The following is a 17,399-nucleotide window of genomic DNA, read 5'->3' as shown; positions in this document are numbered from 1 at the left end:
CTGTCGCTCTTGCCGAACTAATCAGACATTATAGTTGCTATTGACAAGCCCAAGAGTTGTCGGACGAACTTCGCCCGACAACAGCAGGGGGTGCGCAGGCCGGTGGGCCACGGCGGTCCTGGCCAGGCGTTAGGCTTCAGGCGTCAATCGAACTGGCTGCAAGTAGTTTGCCCAGTTCTTTTTTGCGGTCCATCAGGACCCGCAGTTCGGCCAGGTTGGCAGAATCGGTTGCCAGCACGCGCATCTGTGCGTCGATACGGTCCAGCAGCATCCGGTTGAGCAAATCGCGCAACTCGGGGCCGGATTCACGCAATGGTTCACTCGCCATTACCGGGCCGGCGGTCAGACGCTGCACCAAGTCCTCGGCCGGGTGACCCACAATTTCTTCTTTCAAGGTGCCCCGGGAGACCGGGCCGTGCTCATGCAATTGGCTTTCCAGCCAGGTAAACAGCTCGCCGTGGGGGGCAGGCAGTTCGCACAACAGGCTGTGGTCTTCGCTGGAAAGGATGTCCCAGAGCTCACTGTGGTTGAGCAAGATGCGGGCGGCAAGGTCCGGACGGCTATCGAGTTTGGCCAGCGGGCCGCTGGGGCGAGCCTCACGGTTGCCGAACTTGCCGCCTTTGCCTTGCCATTTACCCTCCCACTTGCCGTCGCCTTTGCCGCGCGGCGTCCAGCCCTCTTTCTTCCATTCGGTCTTCTTTTTCCACTCCTCTTGCGGCACCCATGGTTCCGAGAACCCGGCAGGCTCGTCGTCATCAAAATAGGGAATGTCGCCCATGCCGTCATCGAAGCTCGGCGCAGAGGCCGGCGCCGCTTCGCGCTTGCGGCGCGGTGCTTCGGCGGCAGGCTTGGTGCCGGCGCCTGACCACAGGCTGCCGAGTTCGGCTGAGGGCAGCTGCACCAGCTGGGCGATTTCGCTCAGCAGTTGCAGCTTGAGCGCGCCCTCGGGCAACTGGCTCCATAAGGGCTTGGCTTGGCTGGACATGCGGGCCCGTCCCTCGGCGGAGCTGAGATCGCAGCCCTCTTGCGCCGCTTCGATCAAAAACCGGCTCAGTGGCGTGGCCTTGCTGACGTAGTCGGCAAAGGCGTCTTTGCCATAGGCGCGGATAAAGCTGTCGGGGTCGTGCTCGGCGGGCAGGAACAAAAACTTGATGCTGCGCACATCGGTGGCAAAGGGCAGGGCGCCGTCCAGCGCCTTGCGGGCGGCGCGGCGGCCGGCGGCATCGCCGTCAAAGCTGAAGACCACCGCATCGGTAAAGCGGAACAGCTTTTGCACATGCTCGTTGGTGCAGGCCGTGCCGAGCGTGGCCACCGCGTTGGGGAAGCCTAACTGGGCCAGCGCCACCACGTCCATATAGCCCTCGGTGACCAGCGCATAGCCATGCTCACGCAGGGAGCTGCGGGCTTCAAACAGGCCGTAGAGCTCACGCCCCTTGCTAAACACCGGGGTTTCCGGCGAGTTGAGGTATTTGGGCTTTTCATCGCCCAGCACCCGCCCGCCAAAGCCGATGCACTCGCCCTTGATATTGCGAATCGGGAACATCACCCGGTCGCGGAACCGGTCGTAGCGCTTTTCTTCGCCCCCGTTTTCGGCCTCGTGCAGGATCACCAAGCCGCTCTCGACGAGCAAGGGGTCGTCGTACTGCGGGAAGATGCTGGCCAGGCTGCGCCAGCCTTCCGGGGCATAGCCCAGGCCGAATTGCTTGGCAATTTCGCCCGACAGGCCGCGGCCTTTGAAATACTGAATCGCGCGTTGTGACTCCTTGAGTCCGCGCTTATAAGCCTCGCCGGCTTTTTCCAGCACGCTGGTGAGGGTGTTTTGCTTCTCGCGCTGCGCCTGGGCGCGGGCTTTGTCCTGGGGGCTGCCTTCTTCCTCAGGGATGACCATGCCATATTGGCCGGCGAGGTCTTTGACGGCCTCGATGAAGGTCATGCCGGCGTGGTCCATCAAAAAGCTGATGGCATTGCCGTTTTTGCCGCAGCCGAAGCAGTGGTAGAACTGTTTGGCGGGGCTCACCGAGAACGAGGGCGACTTTTCCCCGTGAAACGGGCACAAGCCCATGAAGTTGGCGCCGCCCTTTTTGAGCTGCACATAGCGGCCCACGATCTCCACCACATCGGTGCGCGCGATGAGTTCCTGGATGAAGCTTTGCGGGATGGCCATAGGGCGATTGTAGGCAGCCTGCGCCGATCGCTGGAGCAGTCCGGCTGTGCTAGCGCAAGGTATTTGCTATCAAATAAGGAGCTGCTTGCGCAGGCTCTAAGAGCGCTGGAGGCCGATTTGATGCCTGAATAAAAATTCAATCACCCAGCACCACACCTTCTCGCCGCGGATCCGCGCCCCCAAAGAAACCCGTGGGGGTGCGCGCGATGGCTTGCAGGCCGCTCGCCATCGGAACCTCCACGACGGTGTGGCCCCTGCTTTTCAGTGCCTGCACCACCGCCGGGCTGAAGCGCCCCGCCTCCAACAGGGTAGGGCCATTCAGGGAGCCGAAGTTGGGCAGGTCGATCGCTTGTTGCGCGTTCAGACCCCAGTGCAACATGCCGTAGAGGGTTTTGGCGGTGAAGTGGATGATGAGTGCGCCGCCCGGGCTGCCGCCACTGATGAGCAGCTGGCCGGTGGCTTTGTCAAAGACCAGCGTGGGCGACATGCTGGAGCGCGGCCGCTTGCCCGGCTCTACGCGGTTGGCCACCGGCCTGCCGTCGCCCCCCGTGGGGCTGAAGCTGAAATCGGTGAGCTGGTTATTGAGCAAAAAGCCGCCCGCGAGGCCGGCTCCCCGGTTCACCATCTGGCGTGAGCCCCAGGCATCTTCAATCGTGGTGGTCATGGCAACCGCATTGCCATAGGTATCCACCACCGAGATGTGCGAGGTGCCGTACTCCAACTGGTCAGGCATGGGTGCGTAGCTCAGTGGCGTGCCGCCGGGCTGCCCCGGCAAGGCAAACTGAATGCTCTGCCCAGTGGGGCTGCTGTCGATCTGCGCGGCACGGCTGCGCAAGTAGGCCGGTGCTAACAAGCTGGCCCAGTTGCCCGCTGGGGCTTGCACGAAGGCCGGATCACCGAGGTACTGGCCCCGGTCGGCAAACGCTAGGCGCGAAGCCTCGGTGTACAGGTGCAACCAGTCGGCACCGGGTTGGCCTTGCACCAGGGGCAGGCTGCGGGCAGGGGTGTGGTCCAGCATGCGCAGAATTTGACCAATGGCAATCGCCCCCGAACTTGGCGGCGGCATGCCGCAAATGCGCACCGGGCGGGGTGCCGTGTCGTAGTCAAAGCACAGCGGTTCGCGCACCAGCGGGCGGTAAGTTGCCAGGTCGCGGGTGCTCAGGCTGCCCGGGTTGGTAGGGTGGCCTTGCACTTTGCGGGCGATGGCTTCACCGACCTCGCCTCGCAGCAGGGCAGAGGGGCCACGGGTGGCTATGCCTTGCAACACCGCTGCCAGTTCGGGGTTGCGCAGCACATGGCCAGCTGGCCATGGCTTGCCTGCAGCGTCGTAAAAGTAAGCTGCGGCTACCGGGTCTTTTTTCAGGTGCGGGTCTGCCGCCAGCAGTGCGGCCATGCGTGGGCTGATGGCAAAACCCTGGTTGGCCAGGTTGATAGCGGGTTGAAACAACTGAGCCCACGGCAGTTTGCCGTGCAAGGCATGTGCCTGCGCCAACATGGCGACCGCGCCCGGCACACCGACCGAGCGACCGCCCACTACCGCATCGGCAAACTTCATGGCTTGGCCTGATGCATCCAGAAACAGGGCCGGCGTGGCAGCGGCGGGCGCGGTTTCGCGGCCGTCAAACGCTTGCGTGGTCGTGCCATTGAAGTGCAGCAGAAAAGCGCCCCCGCCAATGCCGCTGCTCTGCGGCTCTACCAGGCTCAGCACCATTTGCACCGCAATCGCCGCATCGACGGCGCTGCCGCCCGCTGCGAGCACCTGGCGCCCGGCATCGGTGGCTAGCGGGTTGGCCGCAGCCACCGCATAGCGGCGGGTCGCCCAGCCGGGTTTGGCGGTGCTGCCGCTTGCGGCTTCGGGCTGGGGTGGTGGCGCGGACGGTGCCGGTGGTGGCGGCGACACGACACACGCTGACAGCAGCGCTGCACAAAGCGCCGTCACGGCAAGGCTGAGAGTGCGGTGGGGGGGGAATGTCATGGCGGGTGTGGCGAGTGGCTATTTGGTTTTGGGGACCCGGCCCAGCAGGTAAAACTCGGGGTTGGGCAGCATGCCGGTCACATTGGCCATGCGGTTGGAGAGGCCGAAGAAAGCGGTAATGCCTGCAATGTCCCAGATGTCTTCGTCGTCAAAACCGTGGGCGTGCAGGGTGGCAAAGTCGGCGTCTTCCACGGTGTGGCTTTGCAGGCAGACCTGCATCGCAAAGTCGAGCATGGCGCGCTGGCGCGGTGTGATGTCGGCCTTGCGGTAGTTGACGGCTACCTGGTCTGCCACCAGCGGCTTTTTCTCGTAAATCCGCAAAATGGCGCCGTGTGCCACTACGCAGTACAGGCACTGGTTGGCGGCACTGGTGGTGGTGATGATCATCTCGCGCTCGCCCTTGGTCAGGCTGGAGCCCTCGCGCAGCATGAGTGCGTCGTGGTAGGCAAAAAAAGCGCGCCATTCGGCAGGGCGGCGGGCAAATGCCAAAAACACATTCGGCACAAAGCCGGACTTTTCCTGAACCTCGAGGATCTTGGCCTTCAGGTCGTCGGGCAGGGTGTTGAGGTCGGGCAGGGGGTAGCGTGGGGTGGGGTGCATGGGGTCTCCGTCGGGTCGCTGATCAGCGTATTTTTAAAAACTATCGATGTGATTCAGTGAATTGAATTTACATAAGTGTCGGTGCTTTTTAGTATTCATCCTACTGCGAACTTCGTCGCAGCCCACTACCCGGAGACTTGCACCATGAAAGAAATCAAAACCACCGTCGGCATCGTCATCAATGGCATGGGTCTGGTGGCCTTGTTGTCCCAGCTTGGGCAATGGCACGCCGGCTGAACATGGCGGCTTTGCCCTGAAGGCCTCTGATGACAGACCCCAATACCCCCTTGCCCGCCCGTCCGGACCCGGACGCTTACACCCAAGGCTTGGCCACTCGTCGTCAGGTGATGGGAGATGCATTTGTGGACGCGGCGCTGGCCAAAACCACGCCGTTTACCGCACCGATGCAGGCACACATCAGCCGTGCGGCGTGGGGCGATGTGTGGCAGCGCCCGGGCCTTGATTTGAAAACCCGCAGTTTGATCACGGTGGCCATGCTCACCGCCTTGGGCAAGCAAAACGAACTCAAAGGCCATGTGCGGGGCGCTCTGAACAATGGCGCAAGTGTCGAAGAAATCCAGGAGGTGCTGTTGCACGCCGCGGTGTACTGCGGGGTGCCCACCGCGGTAGAGGCGTTTCGCAGTGCCGATGAGGTGGTCAGCAGCCGCGATTGAATGTCAAAAGAGCAGCTAGCCCATATTTTGATTGGACTCGCTGCTCCTTATTTAATAGCAATCGACAGGTTGATCAGGCCCAGCCCTCGAGCACCACTTTGCCCCGGGCGGTGCCCGACTCTACGAAGGCTTGCGCGCGCTGCAGGTTGGTGGCGTTGATGGTGCCGTAGTGCTCGGCCAGGGTGGTGCGCAGCAAGCCGGCATCGACCAGTTGGGCCACTTCATTGAGCAGGTGGTGCTGGGCTACCATATCAGGTGTGGCAAACAAGGGGCGGGTGAACATCAGTTCCCAATGCACCGAGATGGCTTTGCGCTTGAAGGGCATCACGTCCAAAGTCGGCAAATCGTCGATCAGGCCGAACTGACCCTGGGGCGCGATCACCTCCAAAATCTCCGGAAAATGCTGCTCGGTGTGGGTCAGGCTCAGCACGATGTCTACCTGCGGCAGCCCGATAGCGGCCAACTGCGGTGCCATGGGCTGGCTGTGGTCGATCACATGGTGAGCGCCCAAGGACTGCACCCACTCCCGGGTTTCAGGGCGCGAGGCGGTGCCGATGATGGTCAGGCTGGTCAAGCGGCGTGCCAGCTGCACCAGCACCGAGCCCACCCCGCCTGCCGCGCCGATCACCAGCAGGGTTTTGCCGGTGGGCTTTTTGCCGGGCTGCACGCCGATGCGGTCGAACAACAGTTCCCAGGCAGTAATGCTGGTGAGTGGCAGTGCGGCGGCCTGGCCAAAGTCGAGGCTTGTGGGCATGTGGCCCACGATGCGCTCATCCACCAGGTGGAGCGCACTGTTGGTGCCGGGCCGCTGGATGGCGCCTGCGTAAAACACCCGATCACCCGGTTTGAACAGGCTAACCTCCGGGCCCACCGCACGCACGATGCCACTGGCATCAAAACCCAACACCTTGTAGGCGTCTCCCTCAGCAGGGCGGGCGCTTTTGCGCAGCTTGGTGTCAACCGGGTTGACGGACACTGCGTGCACCTCCACCAGCAAGTCGTGGCCCAGCGCAACCGGGTCCGGCAGGGTGATGTCTTGCAGCCCCGGGGTGGCGGCAATAGGGTGGGGCTGGGTGTAACCGATAGCTTTCATGGCGGACTCTCAGAGTAATAACGACAAGGCCTGAATCATCTTTCTATTGCTTGAAAAGAAAAATAGGCCTTGGATTGAATTCAGCTTCAAATAAAATTTGAAAATGAAAGCCCTGCAAGACCTCGCTATCTTGGTGCGCACGGTGGACGCCGGCAGCCTCTCTGCCGCCGCCCGTGCGCTGGACATGACCCCGGCGGCAGCCAGTGCCGCCCTCAAGCGGCTGGAGTCAGAGCTGCAGGTGCCGCTCTTGGTGCGCTCGACCCGCAGCCTGCGGCTGACCCCGGAGGGCGCGGCTTTTCTAGAACACGCGCGGCTGGCCCTCAGCACCCTGAGCGAAGGGGTGCGCGCACTCGGTACCGGCCGCCACGAGGTGCAAGGCGTGTTGCGCTTAGCGGCTTCGTCCGACATGGGTCGCAACCTGCTGCTGCCGTGGCTGGATGACTTTCAGTCGCTGCACCCGCAGCTGCGCTACCGGCTCACCCTGTCAGACCGCATGGCCAATATGTTCAGCGAACCCGTCGACGCCGCTTTCCGCTACGGCAAGCCGCAGGACTCGAGTTTGGTGGCCCTGCCGGTAGCGCCCCACAACCGGCGGGTGCTAGTGGCTTCCCCCGCGTATTTGGCACAGCACCCCACGCCCCTTACGCCCCACGACCTGGCCGGGCACGACTGCCTGTGTTTCATGCTGGGGGAAGATGTGAATGACCGTTGGACTTTTCGCCAAGCGGGTGAGGCCCTGACCGTGCGGGTGCAAGGCGGGCATGTCGGCAACGATGGGGATGTGGTGCGCCGCTGGGCAGTGGCAGGCCGGGGTGTGGCCTACAAAGCCTGGCTGGATGTGGCCCACGATGTGACCGAAGGCCGTTTGGTGATGCTGTGCACCGACTGGGACACCGAGCCGGTGCCGGTTTACATGGTGCTACCCGACCGGCGCCAGCTGACCCCGGGTTTGCGTTTGTTAAGGGAATTTGTGGCCACCGCTTGCGCCGCGATGCCGCCATTGCCGGCCGCTTCGGGCTCCGCCCGCTAAGGCCTGGGCCCTAGTTCAATCTTTGGTTAGTAGCTCTGAGGGCGGTACACCCAAAGAGTCTGCGAGGGCGACCAGTACCAGCAAGGTGGGATTGGCAGCGCCGGACTCGATCCGGCTCAAGTAGGTGCGGAATATTCCGCATCGTTCCGACAAAACTTCCTGAGACAGTTCGGCGTTTTGCCGTAATCCCCTGACGCGCTTCCCGACGATTTGTTTGTAATTGATCTTGTTCATTTCCACCGGCGCAGTGTCCGGCGAATGTGTTTTTTTTAAAACACATTCATTCGTACAAGCGGTTGAGCGCGTGCTGCGTGGCATGGGATTGAGCGTGAGCCCCCAAAAATCCGATGCTGCGGGCCTTTGGCGGGCGGGTCTGTGCGCTGACGCGCCAGGTGGCGTGGTCTAAGCGAATCCAAGCAAAAGATCGCGCGCTTTACCGGGGGGCGTACGTTGGCAAATCTCGTCGGCACACAAGCTGAACACTTGCACATGGCCTGGCAGGTGTTTGGCAATTTCGTCTTTGAAGCGGTGCAGTCCGACCGACACGCTCTCGTGACTCGGCCCATCCGTAGGCTCTTGCAACAAGCGCTCGATGCCAAAAATTTTGCTTTGGTCTTGCAAGTTGCGCACGGCAGATTGCAAGGCAGCAACTTCGCCTTCGAGCAGCTGCATCACATGGCCGTTAGAAAAAAGGGTGATCCCGTAGAGGCTGCGCCCGACCACCGAGCCATAGGCGGCTTGCAGAACCGGTGGAAGTGCTTTTCCGTAAGCGTCGACCAAAGTACCCTTCAAAACCCAGCGGGTGTGTGCCATTCCGAGAACCTTGTGCGCTTAGTGAAAGACTGTGAGCCACAACTGTAAGAAGGCAGTGGCCTCAGCAGAACACACTCATTCACACAGATCGAGCTTTCATGCACCGCGAGTGCCTGGAGGTCTTTTATTGCTCAATGGGTCGTTTGCCCACGATCTATGTGCGCGGGGCGCTATGTTTTTTGTAGCGATTTGGCCAAACCCCAGGCACTGGCGTGCGCCGACATCAGCAACTGGGTCCAGTCGCTCTGATCGGATTGCCAGAAGCCCAGGGTGCGCTCGAACGCATGGGGCATGGAGCTCAGCAAGCCCGCCACCCGCTGCGGGCTGCGGCGCGCCATGGCCAGAGCGGTCAAGCTTCCGGCACAGGGCTCTGTGCCGGGCGAGCGCTGCACCATGGCGCTGGCCAGCGTGCCCAAGCTGCCGATCAGCAGAGCCACATCGCAGCCCAATGCTACCCAGGCGTCACGCTGGGTATCCCATGGCGCATCGGGGATAGACAATTTGAGGTGCCGGGCCAGCGCGGCTTGCACCGCGGGGCCGTGCGCGGGCCGGGCGCTCAGGGTGCCGCCCAGCTGCACCGCCAGTGCAGCGGCTGAGCTGGCATCCAGGCGTTGGAGTGCGCGGCGCAAGGGCGCTATCGTTACCGCCAGTTCGGGTTGTTGCGCCAGCGCCGCCATGCAGGTTTCCACATAGCCACGGGTGACTGCCAACACCTGCTGTGTGATCAGCGCCATGGTGGTGTCGATCAGGTCTTGCTTGGTGCACCCGTAGTGCACAAAGGCGACCGCCGCCGGGTTGAAGAGCCCGACCGTATCGCGCAGGCTCTTGATCAAAGGAACCGCCAAACTGCCGCAGCTGGCGCTGTCGCGCACGATGCGGGCGGCGTCAAACAGCTCGACCTTGCAGGTGTCGACGATGGATACCGCCGCATCCGCAGGTATCACGCTGTGCTCGGCCTGGGCCTGCGCGAGTGCGGCTTCTACCCGCAGCATGGCGGCCACAAAACGCTGGGCCCCGAAGGACTCCAGCACCTCGGGCGCATACAAAAAATCGTCCAGCACACTGCTCATGGCAATTGTTTGGTTGAGGTCGGGTCGGGTGGGTCAGGCCAGCGCTTGGCGTAGGCGCATCTGGTTGGGTAGCGGCACCGAGCGGCGCAGCACATCTTCACCCAGCCACAGCGCGGCGCGGCGCGCGCGGGCAGCCACGGTTTCCAGCGGCATTTGCTGGTAGTCGTCGTTAAACACCTCAAAGCTGTAGTCACCGCGATAACCCAGCTGGTGCAGCTTGAGCACGAGTTCTGCCAGAGCCTCGCTGTGCACGCCTTCGCCGGGGAACACGCGGAAGGTGCGCGCCGTGGTGATGCGCTCCTCGACGGTTTTGATTTCGTTCCACATGAAGTCAGCCAGCTGCACCAGAAAGATCTTGCTGGGGTCCAGGATCTCCAGCTCGTCCAACGGGGTCTTGGTGGCAAACAGGTGGAAGGAGTCAAAGCCCAGACCCAAATTGGGCATGTCGGCTTGGCTAATGAGGTCCCACGCTTGGGGAAACTCATTCACGTTGCGGCCCCAGGACAGGGCCTCGAACGCGATTTTGATGTTCATCGGAATTGCCAGCATGGCCAGCTTGCGCAGGTCCTGCACCAGTTTGTCGGTGTCACCGGTGGCGTGGGTGGAGGTGCTGGAGCAGGCCAGCATGACGCGGCAGTCGAGGGCCGCGCACATCTCCATCATGCTTTTGGCGATGTCGACCTTGTAATCGTGCAGGTGGCCGGAGAGGCCCTCAAAGTCGCGCAGCACCTGAAACCCGGTCACGCGCAGGCCACTGTCCTTGACCTCTTGCACCGCGGCGCGCCAGCCCTCGGGGTGGCTCACCAGATCACGGGCCAGCAGCATCACCTGGGTGAAGCCGGCCGCCTTCATGGCGTCCAGCTTGGCCTTCAGGGGCCCGGCCAGCGTGATGGTGTCCATCCCGAAGTCGTCAAATTTGCCTTCAAATTGGCTCATGGTGTTCAGCCCCGAGTGTGGTGAACCAGCTCAAACATGGCGTTACCCATGGTGGGGCGGGTGAGCGCGCCCTTGCTGTCTTGCGCCGGGTCTTTGCTGGGCACAAAGTCCACACCGCGCTGGCGCAAGGCCGCTACGGTGGCTTGCACATCCGGGGTACCCAGGCCCACGCGCTGGAAGCATTCGTCGTCTTCCACATCCAGGACACCTGGCTCGGGCTCGATGAGTTGCAGGTAAAAGGTTTTGCAAGGGCTTTGCAGAATGCGCCCCTTGGGCAAGATGCCGAAGCGGGTCTCGGGCTCCAGGGCGGTAAAGCCGAAGAGGGCGCTGTAAAACTCGGTCCAGTCATCGCTGCGGTCATTGCCGATGTACTGCACCACACCGAAGAAGTGCAGGCCGGTGATGGCCGGCGGGTTCTTGTCGACTACAGGTACGGGCGTGAAGTCCACGTCGTAAATCGAGAATTCGCGGTGGCGGTCTACAAAGTAAATGCGGCTGTTGCCCACGCCATGCACCGCGGGAATGTGCAGTTCCATCACTTCGACTTGCACTGGCACGGCCCAGGCACCACGGGCCAAGGCCCGCTTGTAGGCGGCAGACGCATCTTGCACCCGCAGGGCGATGGCGGCGATCACCGGTTTTTCGGTCAGCGCTGCGCCACGGCCGTGGGCGTTGACGATGACGTTGATATCGCCCTGGCGGTAGAGCAGCACTTCACGCGAGCGGTGGCGGGCGATGGGGCGGAATCCCATGGCCTCCAGCACCTGGCCCAGCGCCTGTGGCTTGGAGGTGGCGTACTCAATGAACTCAATGCCTTCCAGACCCAAGGGGTTGGGGCCTTCGTCAATGTGTTCGCGGTCTGCGCCGCTGGGGCGTGGGGTATTGGCCATGGGTTCTCCGGGTCGTCAAACAGTAAAAAAGAGGGTTACGCGGTGGTGGCTGCAATAGCAAAGGTGTTCGTTAGTCGAACGAACGGCGCGATTTGGTGCGAACTTTAGCGACTAGCTTGTGCGGATGAAAGTGAATATTGGTTAAAAAGATCGTTTATTGAACTTAAATGATCGATGATCGCTCGTATTGCGGGTAAGCACTAGGCTTGCCCGGTTTTTCGGCCCCCCAAAATCAGCGCCCATGACTACTGAACTTGCCTTGCGCCCGCCCATTGCCGGCATTGACGCGCCCGCTCTGGAAAAGAAAGACTGGATTGCCGGCCTGGAGAAGGGCTTGGGGCTGATCGAGGCTTTTGATGATGCGCACCAGCGCATGACGGCCAGCCAGGCGGGCGAGCGTTGTGGCATGACGCGCACCGCCGCCCGCCGCTACCTACTGACCTTGCAGTACCTGGGCTATGTGGCGAGTGATGGCAAGCTGTTTTGGCTCACGCCGCGTGTGCTGCGCATCGGGCAGTCGTACTTGGAGTCAGCCCGCCTGCCCCGGGTGGTGCAGCCGTTTTTGCAGCGGGTGACTGCCGGCACCCAAGAGATTGCCTATGTGAGTGTGTTGGACGGCGACGAGATCGTCTACATCGCCCGCAACGGCAGCAACCGGCCCATGAGTACCGGCTATGTGCTGGGCTCGCGGGTGCAGGCGCAGGTCACGTCGGCAGGCATGTTGATCTTGGCCATGCGCGACCCGGCATGGCTCGAAGACTGGCTGCAGCAGCAAACCTTCAAGGCCTATACCTCGCACACGATTGCCAGCAAAGACCGGATGCGGGTCGAGCTCGCCCGCATTCGCCAGCAGGGCTGGGCGGTGTCAGAGCAGCAGTTGGAAATGAACTACCGCGGTGTAGCGGTGCCGTTGATTGACCGCCACGGGGCCCTGATGGGAGCGCTCAACGTCACCATGCCCATGGGCAACGAGAGCACCGATGATGCAGTCCGCCGCGTGTTGCCGGTGTTGCAGGAAACCGCACGCGCCATGCGCAACCTGATTTAGGCCTCGCCCTTAAGCCTCGCCGCTTCCTTGCAACTGGGCCTGCATATCAGGCACGTATTGGGTGCTGACCCATTCCGAAATGACTTGGGTGGTCATGGAGTCCGGGTGGCCGGCTTCTTCGCTCACCCGTGCCACCTCTTCCGCCGAGGTCACCACGCTGATAAACATTTGAAGCAGAGCCTGCAGGCCGCCGGTGGATACCGCGGTATCGCCCAGCTGTTTGAGGGCAGCCCAGGCTTCGGTTTCATGGGGGGCGGGGGTGAATGGGGTTGTCATGGTTGTCCTTTGGGAGGATGGTGAGTCTAGCTTCAGTACACTGCGCCGGCTGCCTCCCTAGAGATCCTTTCATGTCCGAACGTCCCATCCTTCCTGTCACTGAAAACGCGAACCCCCGCACTGAAGCCGCACTGGCGCGCCTGCGCAAAGCCATGGCGGAGATCGAAGCAGACATTGCAGCGCACCACGGGGTCTACCCCTTTAACCACGGGCGGGTGACCCAATCCGAGTTGTGCCGCCGGGCCGATGTGAAAAAAGCGACCCTGCAAACTCCGCTGCACAAAGACACCACCCGGGTGCAGATCCTTGCGTGGCTGGACACGGTGACTGCCGGCCTGACCATCACACGCGACGCCACCCGCGAAAAGGTGACCGCTGTGGCGGACACCCTGACGGAGGAAGTGGCCCGCCTGGAGGCCGAGCTGCAGGCAGCGCTGCTGAGCTTGGGGCTGGCCGAGCAGCGGATTGCGGCGTTGGAGATGGACAAGGCGGAACTGATGTCTCGCCTGGCGCGCTTGCCAGATACCGGGCTCAGTCCAACTTGAAGACCGAGACAGAGCTCACCAGCTCTCGGGCCTGACTTTGCATGCTGCTGGCGGCAGCGGCCATTTGTTCAACCAGCGCTGCATTTTGTTGGGTGGCATGGTCCATTTGCGACACGGCATCACCGACTTGGGCGACCCCCGTGCTTTGCTCTGCACTGGCGGAGCTGATTTCCCCCATGATGTCTGTTACCCGCTTGATGCTCTGCACGACATCGTCCATCGTGGTGCCTGCCTCATCGGCGATGACGCGGCCTTTTTCAACGCGCTCCACGCTGTCGTTGATCAGGGTTTTAATTTCCTTGGCAGCTTCTGCCGAGCGTCCTGCCAGTGATCGAACCTCGCTGGCCACGACGGCAAAGCCCCTCCCTTGCTCGCCGGCGCGTGCGGCCTCTACGGCGGCGTTCAAGGCAAGAATGTTGGTCTGGAAGGCGATGCCGTCGATCACAGAAATGATGTCAGAAATCTTGCGTGAGCTGTCGCTAATGCCCTGCATCGTGTGGACCACCTCAGTGACCGCATGTCCGCCACGAGTGGCAACTGCAGATGCCTGTTGGGCCAATTGATTGGCTTGCGAGGCGTTTTCGGCATTCAGTTTGACTGTGGAAGACAGCTCCTCCATGCTCGCGGCCGTCTCTTCCAATGCACTGGCTTGGCTCTCGGTGCGCGAGGAGAGATCCTGATTTCCCTGCGCAATTTCACTGCTCGCGGTGTTTACCGCGTCAGCACCCTGCCGGACAGAAGCAACCAGTTGTTTAAGGCTGCTGCGCATGCGTTCCAGAGAATTTAGCAACTGCGAAATTTCGTCTTTGCCTCGGGCGTGAAGTGCTTGGGTCAGGTTACCCAGGGTGAACGCTTCGGTGGCGTGCATGGCCGCACTCAAAGGTCGGATGATCGAGCGGGTAGTGGCAACACCGAGAGCAGCCGCAATGATCACGACCAATGCGCCAGTCAGCATCAACGAAATACGCAAGGTGCCGAAGTCCCTCTTGGACCTCTCCACATTGGCATGGCTGATGCGTTTGCCAGTGTCGTTGAATTTCCCGATGTCGCTGATCAGCTGGTCGAGCAAGGGTTGGCACTCTGTGTTGATCTTGGCAATTGCCGTGTTCCGTTGTCCGTTTGCACCAAGCTGCGTAATGTCCAGTGCTACCGGACCATACTGTGATTCGGTTTTCACAATACTGTCCAAGGCCAGCTGAAGTGTGGTGTCGGGCGGGTCCAGTTGCGACACCGCTGCTTGCAGCTCTTTAATGTGCGTTTGCACATTTCTATGGGCTTTTTCGATCAAGCTTTTGTTGTACTGAACGCGCTCGTCAGATGCTGCAATCACGAGGTTGCGCGCAAAGACGGCGCGGGCGTTGGCAGCGTCCAGCACTTCATTTCCCAGCGCTTGAATCACATCGAGTTGGTCCACCTGTTTTTCGAAATTGGCCTGTGATTTGCTCAATGCGTTCAGGGCCACTATCGTTACTACCAGCACTGCCAGTCCCAACAGTGCGTAGCCAAAACCGAGGCGGCTCTTGATGGTCCAGCGATTCAGAAAGTCCATGGGGTACATCCTTAGTGGGGGCGAATGCGGACATAGGTCCACAAATGCGTGATCCATTCTTTCCGATTAACTGTGCCGATAGCCCTATAAAAAGAGGTGATATCGAGGCCAATTTATTTCAGCTCCCGATTTGAGAGATTCCCCAGCTTTAGCTGGCCATCAACTTGTGCACCAGGTCTGCGGTGGTCGATGCCTTGTACTTGCGCATCAGGCGTGCGCGGTAAATTTCGACGGTGCGGTGGCTGATTTCCAGCGTTTTGCCGATCTGTTTGGAGGTCTGGCCCTGCATCAGGTAGGCCGCGACTTCGCGCTCGCGCGGGGTCAGTTCTGCGCGCACCGGGCGCAGGGCGCTCAGGTCTTCAAAGGTCCAGATGCCGGCCTCGTGCGGGGCGCTGGGGTTCAGGGCGCGGCCGCTCACATGGCACCAGAAAGTCTCGCCTTTGAAGCGCCCGTCGAGTCGTTTCATGATGCGGTCATCTGCATAGGTTCCATTGCGGTTGAGCAAGGGGGCCATGCGCGCGCCGAGGCGTTCAAACTCGTCGGCGCTGGGGTACAGCACCTGGAAGGACTGGCCTACCAGTTGGTCTTTGGTGGCCCCGAACATGTCGCACAGTTGCTGGTTGCAGTCGATCATGGTGCGGTTGCGCGAAAGCGCCAGCCCGACGGGCGCAAGGTCAAAAGCTTGGCGGTAGTCAATGTCCATGCGGATTGCGGTGAGGGAAAGGCTTTACGGGGAACTACGTATGTGGTTACGTAGTATCGTAGCGCCCATGTTGTTTCTATCTACATAGGAGATACGCGCAGTGAACAAGATTTACCCCAGCGCCGCGCAGGCGCTTGAAGGCATTATTCAGGACGGACAGTTACTGGCCGTTGGTGGCTTTGGTTTGTGCGGCATCCCGGAGGCGCTGATTGATGCCTTGCGCGATTCGGGGGCCAAAAACCTGACCGCTATCTCCAACAACGCGGGCGTGGACGGCTTTGGCCTCGGCAAGTTGCTCGAGACGCGTCAGATCAAAAAAATGATTTCCAGCTATGTGGGTGAAAACAAAGAGTTCGAGCGCCAGTACCTGGCCGGCGAGCTGGAGTTGGAGTTCACCCCCCAGGGTACGTTGGCTGAGAAGCTGCGCGCTGGTGGTGCTGGCATTCCCGCTTTCTTCACCAAAACCGGTGTGGGCACTATGGTGGCCGAGGGCAAAGAGCTGCGCGAGTTTGATGGCGAGACCTACGTGATGGAGCGTTCGCTGGTGCCGGATGTGTCCCTAGTCAAAGCCCACCGCGCCGACAAGTCGGGCAATCTGCAGTTCCGCTTTACTGCACGCAACTTCAACCCGGCTGTGGCCATGGCCGGCAAGATCACGGTGGTGGAAGTGGAAGAGATTGTGGAGACCGGCGACATCGCCCCCGATCAGGTCCACTTGCCCGGTATTTATGTGCACCGCATCGTGCTGAACACCCGACCCGAAAAACGGATCGAAAAACGCACCATCACTGAAAAAGCAGGAGTCTGACCATGAGCTGGAACCAAGACCAAATGGCTGCGCGTGCAGCCCACGAACTCGAAGACGGTTTTTATGTGAACCTGGGGATCGGCATTCCCACCCTGGTGGCCAACCATGTCCCCGCCGACAAAGAGGTGTGGCTGCAAAGCGAGAACGGTATGCTGGGCATCGGCCCCTTTCCGACTGAAGATGAGGTGGATGCCGACCTGATCAACGCCGGCAAGCAAACCGTAACCACCATCAAAGGCAGCAGCATTTTCGGCTCGGACCAAAGCTTTGCCATGATCCGCGGCGGCAAGATCAACCTGTCCATCCTAGGTGCCATGCAAGTGTCCGAGAAGGGCGATCTGGCCAACTGGATGATCCCCGGCAAGATGGTCAAGGGCATGGGCGGCGCGATGGACTTGGTCGCCGGCGTGAAGCGCGTGATTGTGCTCATGGAACATGTGGCCAAGAAGAAAGACGGCACCGAAGACCTGAAGATCCTGCCCAGCTGCACCTTGCCATTGACCGGCGTAGGCGTGGTGGACCGCATCATCACCGACCTGGCGGTGATGGACGTCACCCCTGAAGGCTTGAAGCTGGTGGAGTTGGCTCCGGGTGTCACCCGTGAGGCAGTGCAGGCAAAAACCGGCGTGACCCTGCTCTAAGGCGGGAGGGCCTGCGGGTAAGATGGCGCGCACCATTTCACCCTAGGGGAACTATGTCCAGAGCGCTCAAGTTGATGATGTTCATTTACGCCGTGGTCTTTGCTGCGACCGGGGTGTTGATTGTGTTCGTGATGAATGCCGACGAGGGTTCCCAACCCTGGGTGCTGATGCTGGCACGCAACCACGCCATCGTGTACGCATGGCACTTGGGCTGCTGGATGGTGCTGGGCATGTTTACCAATTACTACTGGGACCTCTTCAACCTCGGCAAGGGGCTGGAGTCCATGCAGGCCTTGCGCATTGGCCTGCCTTTGCTGGTGTCGCCTTTTGTGTTTATGCCGGTGTACAACCTGTGGTTGGCTTCCAGCTCACAGAGCTACATGCTGTTTGCGGTGATCGCAATTCAGAGTGGCTTTTTCTGGCAGGCTTTGCTGACCAAAGTGGCGCCCCTGGACCGGGCTGCGTCTATTCCCTGGTCGGTGAACAATGGTGTGAACCGCAGCGCACGCGCCACCAACCCGCAAGGGCCGGAGCTGAGCTGATCAGCGTGCTGCATAAAAAACGGGGCCAAGGCCCCGTTTTTT

The 17,399-nt window shown here is 61.1% G+C and carries 19 protein-coding genes; 7 read left to right on the top strand and 12 right to left on the bottom strand.

The genetic code is table 11. The features are described 5' to 3' along the window. Positions 1-136: 136 nt before the first annotated feature. From dnaG to RAE19_RS02405, 3 genes are all read right to left on the bottom strand, one after another. Positions 137-2,164: a DNA primase gene (gene dnaG / locus RAE19_RS02415; RefSeq protein WP_313873417.1), complete on the bottom strand. Its 2,028-nt coding sequence runs from the start codon at positions 2,162-2,164 to the stop codon at positions 137-139. A 136-nt stretch (positions 2,165-2,300) separates the two neighbouring features. Beyond that, on the bottom strand, positions 2,301-4,139 hold the full coding sequence (locus RAE19_RS02410; RefSeq protein WP_313873416.1) for a gamma-glutamyltransferase family protein: 1,839 nt from the start codon (positions 4,137-4,139) through the stop codon (positions 2,301-2,303). Positions 4,140-4,157: 18 nt separating this feature from the next. After that, positions 4,158-4,739, bottom strand: coding sequence for a peroxidase-related enzyme (locus RAE19_RS02405; protein WP_313873415.1), 582 nt, complete (start codon positions 4,737-4,739; stop codon positions 4,158-4,160). 266 nt (positions 4,740-5,005) lie between these two features. Here RAE19_RS02405 and pcaC point away from each other — a divergent pair, with 266 nt between their 5' ends. Further along, entirely contained in the window at positions 5,006-5,413 is a 408-nt protein-coding gene (gene pcaC, locus RAE19_RS02400) for a 4-carboxymuconolactone decarboxylase (RefSeq protein ID WP_313873414.1), read from the top strand. A 73-nt stretch (positions 5,414-5,486) separates the two neighbouring features. Here the strand turns inward: pcaC and RAE19_RS02395 are convergent, their stop codons facing one another. Beyond that, positions 5,487-6,506 carry a zinc-binding alcohol dehydrogenase family protein gene (locus tag RAE19_RS02395; RefSeq protein ID WP_313873413.1) on the bottom strand — a complete coding sequence of 340 codons (1,020 nt, stop codon included), beginning with the start codon at positions 6,504-6,506 and terminating at the stop codon, positions 5,487-5,489. 103 nt (positions 6,507-6,609) lie between these two features. On the opposite strand from RAE19_RS02395, the gene RAE19_RS02390 reads away from it, so the two are divergent. Next, entirely contained in the window at positions 6,610-7,536 is a 927-nt protein-coding gene (locus RAE19_RS02390; protein ID WP_313873412.1) for a LysR family transcriptional regulator, read from the top strand. A 15-nt stretch (positions 7,537-7,551) separates the two neighbouring features. On the opposite strand, the gene RAE19_RS02385 is transcribed toward RAE19_RS02390, so the two are convergent. The 5 genes from RAE19_RS02385 to RAE19_RS02365 all read right to left on the bottom strand — a co-directional run bounded on the left by RAE19_RS02385 (position 7,552) and on the right by RAE19_RS02365 (position 11,245). Further along, positions 7,552-7,854: a helix-turn-helix domain-containing protein gene (locus RAE19_RS02385; protein ID WP_313873411.1), complete on the bottom strand. Its 303-nt coding sequence runs from the start codon at positions 7,852-7,854 to the stop codon at positions 7,552-7,554. Between the two features lie 84 nt (positions 7,855-7,938). Continuing rightward, a complete protein-coding gene (locus RAE19_RS02380; protein WP_313873410.1) occupies positions 7,939-8,349 on the bottom strand; it encodes a hypothetical protein in 411 nt (136 codons plus the stop codon). A gap of 170 nt (positions 8,350-8,519) precedes the next feature. Further along, positions 8,520-9,419: a 3-carboxy-cis,cis-muconate cycloisomerase gene (locus tag RAE19_RS02375; RefSeq protein WP_313873409.1), complete on the bottom strand. Its 900-nt coding sequence runs from the start codon at positions 9,417-9,419 to the stop codon at positions 8,520-8,522. A 33-nt stretch (positions 9,420-9,452) separates the two neighbouring features. Continuing rightward, positions 9,453-10,355 carry a sugar phosphate isomerase/epimerase family protein gene (locus tag RAE19_RS02370; RefSeq protein WP_313873408.1) on the bottom strand — a complete coding sequence of 301 codons (903 nt, stop codon included), beginning with the start codon at positions 10,353-10,355 and terminating at the stop codon, positions 9,453-9,455. 5 nt (positions 10,356-10,360) lie between these two features. Beyond that, complete coding sequence (locus tag RAE19_RS02365) at positions 10,361-11,245, bottom strand: 4-hydroxyphenylpyruvate dioxygenase (RefSeq protein WP_313873407.1); 885 nt, start codon at positions 11,243-11,245, stop codon at positions 10,361-10,363. Between the two features lie 241 nt (positions 11,246-11,486). Here RAE19_RS02365 and RAE19_RS02360 point away from each other — a divergent pair, with 241 nt between their 5' ends. Next, positions 11,487-12,293 carry an IclR family transcriptional regulator domain-containing protein gene (locus RAE19_RS02360; RefSeq protein WP_313873406.1) on the top strand — a complete coding sequence of 269 codons (807 nt, stop codon included), beginning with the start codon at positions 11,487-11,489 and terminating at the stop codon, positions 12,291-12,293. A 9-nt stretch (positions 12,294-12,302) separates the two neighbouring features. Here RAE19_RS02360 and RAE19_RS02355 read toward each other — a convergent pair whose 3' ends face one another. Next, positions 12,303-12,569 carry a hypothetical protein gene (locus RAE19_RS02355; protein WP_313873405.1) on the bottom strand — a complete coding sequence of 89 codons (267 nt, stop codon included), beginning with the start codon at positions 12,567-12,569 and terminating at the stop codon, positions 12,303-12,305. 71 nt (positions 12,570-12,640) lie between these two features. On the opposite strand from RAE19_RS02355, the gene RAE19_RS02350 reads away from it, so the two are divergent. Then, positions 12,641-13,114, top strand: a complete 474-nt coding sequence (locus RAE19_RS02350; protein ID WP_313873404.1) for a hypothetical protein — start codon at positions 12,641-12,643, stop codon at positions 13,112-13,114. On the opposite strand, the gene RAE19_RS02345 is transcribed toward RAE19_RS02350, so the two are convergent. Together RAE19_RS02345 and RAE19_RS02340 are read right to left on the bottom strand one after the other, a co-directional pair. Beyond that, positions 13,101-14,663 (bottom strand): methyl-accepting chemotaxis protein, encoded by a 1,563-nt coding sequence (locus tag RAE19_RS02345; protein ID WP_313873403.1) that lies wholly within the window; start codon positions 14,661-14,663, stop codon positions 13,101-13,103. The two genes, RAE19_RS02350 and RAE19_RS02345, sit on opposite strands and share 14 nt — an antisense overlap. 148 nt (positions 14,664-14,811) lie before the next feature. Continuing rightward, positions 14,812-15,366, bottom strand: a complete 555-nt coding sequence (locus RAE19_RS02340) for a PAS and helix-turn-helix domain-containing protein (RefSeq protein ID WP_313873402.1) — start codon at positions 15,364-15,366, stop codon at positions 14,812-14,814. 100 nt (positions 15,367-15,466) lie between these two features. Between RAE19_RS02340 and RAE19_RS02335 the strand changes: the two genes are divergently transcribed. The 3 genes from RAE19_RS02335 (at position 15,467) to RAE19_RS02325 (ending at position 17,357) form a co-directional block, all read left to right on the top strand. Continuing rightward, positions 15,467-16,174 (top strand): CoA transferase subunit A, encoded by a 708-nt coding sequence (locus RAE19_RS02335; RefSeq protein ID WP_313873401.1) that lies wholly within the window; start codon positions 15,467-15,469, stop codon positions 16,172-16,174. Between the two features lie 2 nt (positions 16,175-16,176). Beyond that, positions 16,177-16,815, top strand: coding sequence for a CoA transferase subunit B (locus RAE19_RS02330; protein WP_313873400.1), 639 nt, complete (start codon positions 16,177-16,179; stop codon positions 16,813-16,815). A 77-nt stretch (positions 16,816-16,892) separates the two neighbouring features. Further along, positions 16,893-17,357, top strand: a complete 465-nt coding sequence (locus tag RAE19_RS02325) for a hypothetical protein (protein WP_313873399.1) — start codon at positions 16,893-16,895, stop codon at positions 17,355-17,357. Positions 17,358-17,399 lie beyond the last annotated feature (42 nt).

It is taken from the genome of Rhodoferax potami, from assembly GCF_032193805.1.
Lineage (GTDB): Bacteria > Pseudomonadota > Gammaproteobacteria > Burkholderiales > Burkholderiaceae_C > Allorhodoferax > Allorhodoferax potami_A.
This window is presented reverse-complemented; position numbering and strand designations above follow the sequence as displayed.